Source organism: Desulfovibrio sp. OH1186_COT-070 (genome assembly GCF_003860215.1).
GTDB lineage: Bacteria > Desulfobacterota > Desulfovibrionia > Desulfovibrionales > Desulfovibrionaceae > Desulfovibrio.
Window position 1 is genome coordinate 1 of record NZ_RQYH01000058.1, and the last position, 4,408, is coordinate 4,408.

Genomic DNA, 4,408 nt, shown 5'->3' on the forward strand with positions numbered 1-4,408 from the left:
TGTGGGCTGCTGTGGGCATATGTTCCTCGCTTACGGTTGAAGACAAGCGAACTGTGCCACAAAATGAAAATTTAGACAATTTCGTGACTACACTGCCTGGATTCCCTCAATTTTCTGGAGGCGGCACATCACACAATTTCATGACCACACTACAGACAGTTCGCGCACACCCCGGACAAGAAGCTCTGCTTCTTCTTTCGTGTTGTAGGGAGCGAACCCCACACGAATCCATCCGCCCAGACGGTCTACTCCAAGTCGATGAGCCAGTGTCTGTGCATTAAAGATACCGTTTGCGGAAAAAATACCGTATCTGTCACACAGTTCACGACACACATCACCAGGTTGGCGTCCAGCCAACGTAAAGGACACTATCGGTGTTTTTGGTCCTTCGGACTGATACAACGTCAGACCGGCAATATCCGCAAACTCCTGCCGGACCTTGGCAGCAAGGAGGTTTTCGTGTCCTTCGATGCGGGCAAAGCCCGAAATGAGGCGCTCACGGCGCGTGGAACCTGTACCAAGTCCGGCGATGAAGTTTACGGCGGGCACTATGGAGGCGATGGCTTCATGGCTCTGTGTCCCGGTTTCGAGCTTTTCGGGAGCAGTGGAGGGAGCCGGGTGCAGTCGATAGGTATCAAGGGTATCAAATACCTCTTTACGGATTGCCGTGATACCGAGGTGTCCACCAAAAAATTTGTGTGCGGAGCAGAACAGCATATCTGCCCCGAGGGCGTCCATATTGATAACCCTGTGTGGAGCGATGTGAACAGCGTCCACAGAAAGCAGCGCACCAACCTCACGACAACGCCGGGAAATGCGAGCAACATCGTTGATGGTTCCAATGGCATTGGAGGCATATCCTACGGCCACAAGTTTGGTATTGCCATTGACAAGAACGTTCAGCTTGCTCAGGTCGAGCGTCAGCGTTTCCGGGTCCACAGGCAAATGGCGAACCGTTACTCCCCGGTCGCGGGCAGCAAGTTTCCATGTGTCAATATGTGAATGGTGATCCATCTCCGAAACAACGATTTCGTCACCAGGATTCCAGCTTCGGGACAAAGCCCGGGATACGGCAAACATGTTGGAGGTGGCGTTGGCTCCGAATGCGATTTCATTGGGTGCACAGGCAAGCAGGTCTGCCAGGGACACTTTGGCGGCCTTGATAATATCTTCTGTTTCTTCGCTGCTTGGGAACTTGCCATGCGCAATGGCGACCCCACGGCGCATGTAGTTGGTCATAGCCGCAATGGCCGTGGACACTACTTGTGAACCACCAGGACCATCCAGATAAACGGTTTTTCTGCCGTTATGAAGCCGACGCAAGGCCGGGAACAGGCCTCTTATCTTCTGAATCGGATAAACACCAGTCATGGGTATGCTCCTTTTCGTTCAAGATGTCGGAATGGAGAAGCTTGCTGTTTTAGCGGAGTTTTCCAACTGCGAAAGTCCGGCTCCACAACAGTTGAGCGTGAGGCCCACAAGCCATGGAGCCGTCAGGGGCGTATCATGCAGGCTGCAGGGTTGTGCTTCGGTCATGTCTCTCTCCTGGCCGGGCATCTATATGCCTGGCTGGCCTATTTCCCTTCCCAGCCTCCGCGAAAGGTTTCCAGATAGGCGTACAGCGCTGGTGAACCGCCGGTGTGCAGAAAGAGCACCCGCGATCCCTTTTCAAAATGGCCTTTGCGCGCGAGATCCATGAGGCCCGACATGGCCTTGCCCGAATACACCGGATCCAGCAGAATGCCTTCTGTGCGGGCCAGCAGCGTGACCGCCTCCACCATGGCGTCCGTGGGCAGGGAATAGCCCGGCCCCACATAATCGTCATAGGCCACCACGGCACTGCGCGGAATGTCCATGTCCACCCCGACCAGAGCCGCGGTTTCGCGCATGAGCGTGTATACGGCCTCTTCCTGCACGGGCTTCTTCCGGTTCACGCCGATGCCCGTGACCGGGATATCCATGTGGCAGGACAGCATTCCCAGCAGAAAACCCGCGTGGGTTCCGGCGCTGCCGCTGGGCACCACCATATGGTCAAAAGACAGGTTCTGCTCGAACATCTGCTGCATCAGCTCCTGGGCGCACTGCACATAGCCCAGCGCGCCCACCGCATTGGAAGCACCGCCGGGCACAATGTACGGCTTGCGGCCCTGCTGGCGGAGACTGTCCGCCAGTTTCTCCATTTCCTGCATCATGGGGCTGCCGCCGGGCACCACGGCAATGCTCTTCACCCCAAGGAGCTGGTACAGAAAATTGTTGCCGGACGCCTCCGGCCTGTAACTGCCCGGAACGCGCTCCTCCAGAACCAGATGGCAGTCCAGCCCTTCCTTGACCGCCCAGGACAGAGTCAGGCGGCAGTGGTTGGACTGCACCGCGCCGCAGGTAATGATGGTGTCCGCGCCGCAGGCCAGGGCATCGGCAATGGAAAAATCCAGCTTGCGGGTCTTGTTGCCGCCGCTGGTTCCCGGCAGCAGGTCATCGCGCTTGATCCATATGTCCACTCCTGCCCCCAGAGCCTTGCTGAAGGCCGGCAAAAACTCCACGGGGGTGGCCTCTTTCACATACCCCCTGCGGGGGAACCTGCTCAGATTCATATCTGTCTCTCCTTTTGATTTTTATTCTTCAGGCCAAGGGTATGCGCCCCTTTGCCGCATCCACCACGCCCTGCGCAAGCACCCGGGCTGCGTCCAGAACGCGGAGATCACCCGGAACATCCAGAATGCCCAGTTCGGTACAGGCAATGACCAGCACATCCGCTCCCCGCTCCGCCAAGTGCCTGAGGCTGCCTCCGAAAGCCGCGGACACTTCGGCCCCGGTATTGCCCGCCTTGACCTGCCGTATGACGCGCAACAGGTTTTCCTCGTTGGGCGCATCGGCATAAAGCACGCGCAGGCCGTGCGCCGCACACGGCCCATCATAGAGGGCGGTCAGGCGCACCGCGGGCGAAGCCGCAATGCCCACAAGCCCTCCGGGGGCGAGACGGGCGGCCGCCTGCGCGGTGAGCTCGATCATGTTCAGCACCGGAATACGCACCGCCTTCTGCACATCGGGATAATAGTGGTGTGCCGTATTGCAGGGAATGCACAAAAAGTCCGCTCCCCAGGCCTCCAGGCCGCGCGCCATGTCCGCAAGGCAGGGAGCGGGGCTTTCTCCGGTTTTTTCGATCAGGGCCTTGATGCGCGAGGGAATCTTGGGATTGTTGTCCACAATGCAGCGCACATGATCCGCATCGTCATGCGCCTCCGTCGCCTCCAGAATCCGCCGCATGAGGTCAATGGTCGCCTCCGGCCCCATGCCGCCGAGAATGCCCGCTGTTTTTTCCTTCATGGCCACGGCTCACTTTTCGGGATTTGCATCCTGCGCGGGCGACAGTTCGTTTTCCAGCCGGGACACAAAGATCGCGCCCGTGGCATCGCCGAGGACATTGATGGTGGTGCGCGCCATGTCCATGATCCGGTCTATGCCGGCCACCAAGGCAACGGCTTCCAGCGGAATGCCCACCTGGGTGAAGACCATGGTCACCATGATCAGGGCTGCGCCAGGCACGCCCATGGATCCGATGGAGGCAAGCATACCCATGAGAACTACCGTCAATTGTGTACCCAGCGGCATGGGAATGCCGTAGACCTCCGCGGCGAAAATGGCTGTAACGCCCATATAGATGGCAGCACCGTCCATATTGATGGTATTGCCCAGGGGGATGGAAAATGCCGCAACATTGCGCGAGGCTCCGATCTTGCGTACGCTCATCATGTTGGAAGACAGGGCCGCAGCGCTGGAGCAGGTGGTGAAGGCGATGAACAGAGGCTCACTGAGCCCGCGCATGAAAGAACTTGGCGCAAGGCCGCTCCAACGCGCCAGAGGTAGGTACACCAAAAGGATTTGAAAAAGGCAGGCCGCGTACATGGCCCCCAGCAGCTTGAGCAGCGGCAGCAGCACCCCCAGGCCGTGCGAGGCCACGGTAAAGGCCATCAACCCGAACACGCCCACAGGAGCGTAGATCATGACAATAGTGGTGAGCCGGACCATCACTTCCGACATTCCGTCAAAAAAGGAAATCACAGTGCGGGCCTTCTCCCCGCAATAGCTGATGGAAAAACCCAGCAGAACGGCAAAAAAGATGATTTGCAGCATGTTGCCCTTGCTCTGGGCTTCCACAGGATTGACGGGCACAATGTTCAGAAGAACCTGCGAGAGGGAAGGGGGCACAGCTTCTCTGGCCTTGAGATTTTCCACGGAAAGGTTCAGCCCCAGACCCGGCTGGACGATATTTGCCAAAACAAGGCCGATGACAATGGCCACGGCAGTGGTGGCAAAATGAATGCTCCACCGGCTAAAGCCGGTGGTATCGGAAACAGCTAAAGCTGGCGATTGCGGATGAAATCCGCCGACAGCTTGGCGGGTTGGCAAA

Annotated in this window: 5 protein-coding genes; all 5 read right to left on the reverse strand. The window is 58.0% G+C overall.

Annotation, left to right across the window (positions count from 1 at the left end):
- Positions 1 to 138: 138 nt before the first annotated feature.
- Complete coding sequence (locus EII23_RS11435; RefSeq protein WP_124793482.1) at positions 139 to 1,371, reverse strand: cysteine desulfurase-like protein; 1,233 nt, start codon at positions 1,369 to 1,371, stop codon at positions 139 to 141.
- A gap of 18 nt (positions 1,372 to 1,389) precedes the next feature.
- Positions 1,390 to 1,536, reverse strand: coding sequence for a hypothetical protein (locus EII23_RS12985; protein WP_185702387.1), 147 nt, complete (start codon positions 1,534 to 1,536; stop codon positions 1,390 to 1,392).
- A 38-nt stretch (positions 1,537 to 1,574) separates the two neighbouring features.
- The gene (locus EII23_RS11440) at positions 1,575 to 2,591 is read right to left on the reverse strand and encodes a D-cysteine desulfhydrase (protein ID WP_124793483.1); all 1,017 of its coding nucleotides are present in this window, start codon (positions 2,589 to 2,591) and stop codon (positions 1,575 to 1,577) included.
- Between the two features lie 28 nt (positions 2,592 to 2,619).
- The gene (locus tag EII23_RS11445; protein ID WP_124793484.1) at positions 2,620 to 3,324 is read right to left on the reverse strand and encodes an aspartate/glutamate racemase family protein; all 705 of its coding nucleotides are present in this window, start codon (positions 3,322 to 3,324) and stop codon (positions 2,620 to 2,622) included.
- Between the two features lie 9 nt (positions 3,325 to 3,333).
- On the reverse strand, positions 3,334 to 4,408 hold a 1,075-nt coding region (locus EII23_RS11450), incomplete at its 5' end, for a dicarboxylate/amino acid:cation symporter (protein ID WP_148091259.1).